The following is a 1,180-nucleotide window of genomic DNA, read 5'->3' as shown; positions in this document are numbered from 1 at the left end:
TCCGCTGTCTGCCCCTACCCCTCCGCGATCATGCTCGGCACACGAAGAAGCCCCTGCTCATCGAACAGGGGCTCCCTTTGCCACAACGCACTGACCAATTTCTGGCGGGCAGCCTGGGCGAGCAGCCTGCTGGAGGAGACTTTCTCGAAGGAGGATCTGGACGTCACGAACGCGGTTATCGATCGGTGGGCCGCTGCCCCGGCCACGCTCGCCCAGTCCCTCCGAGACCATCCAGCGGAGCGCGACATGCGCATGGTGACGGCCATGTACATGATGGACGATCTGAAAGTGGAGATCGCTCAAGCATGCATGCTCGCAGGCATCAGCAACGAGGAACTCTCAGCCCACCTGCAACCTGAGAAGGCGGTCGGCTTCTTCACCAGCCTGCCCTTCAACGGCGGGGTGCTGGAGGTCACACAGGCCCGCTTGCGTAACGCCTCGGACAGGTGGGTCAACAACGACCTGAACGACTTGTTCTATCTCGCCTGTGCTGCGGGCTATGCCGACTACGTCGTCGCGGAGAAGAAGACCGGCCGCTTCCTCCAGAACGCCGACAGGTCACTCGCCGCCCCGCGCGCGTCAGTTCACCTCAACCTGCGCTCACTCATCCGCGACATACAGGCGCCGCAAGAACAGAATTGATGAGCTGACTCCGATGCTGAACGGCTTCGACTCACATCGGCGGGGCCCCGAGTCCTGGCCTCGCACCGCCGCTTGGCCGGCGGCCCCGCCCGGCGCGCAACACAGTGGCAGGGCCAGATGTCCTCGCCGCCCGGAGCGAGCACATCGCGGACCTCCAACGGACGGTGCACGCGCCGATGCCCGCGCCGGACCGGCCGCCCCACCAGCCGTCGTGACCGGTGGCCGATGGCCGGTCCTCGGCGGTGAGTGCGGAACCGCACTCACCGGACCGCCGATACGCCCAGCACCAGATCACACCCCACGTCATACCGACCGGCAACCAACTGACCCGCATCATCACCAAAAACGTCAGCACCAGATCGGCATCCATAACAGCAGTCGAACCACCCACGACAACCCACTGAACAGCAGAAACCCGCTACCGACCGCACTGACATCACAACGCCGAACCACCACCGACAAAAACCCGCACATCATCAGTGGCGGTGGTCCGGGCCCGGGTCAGGTCCCGTAGTTCGCGGACCGGCTCGGGCGGGAC

Annotated in this window: 1 pseudogene; it reads left to right on the top strand. The window is 65.0% G+C overall.

Annotated elements, in window-relative coordinates:
- A pseudogene (locus tag AB0N06_RS38950) lies at positions 1–642 on the top strand (hypothetical protein); the annotation flags it as partial.
- Positions 643–1,180: the final 538 nt, after the last annotated feature.

The organism is Streptomyces sp. NPDC051020, from assembly GCF_040683105.1.
In the GTDB taxonomy this organism is placed as follows: domain Bacteria; phylum Actinomycetota; class Actinomycetes; order Streptomycetales; family Streptomycetaceae; genus Streptomyces.
Note: the sequence above shows the minus strand (reverse complement) of the source record. Positions and strands in the feature narration are given on the sequence as shown.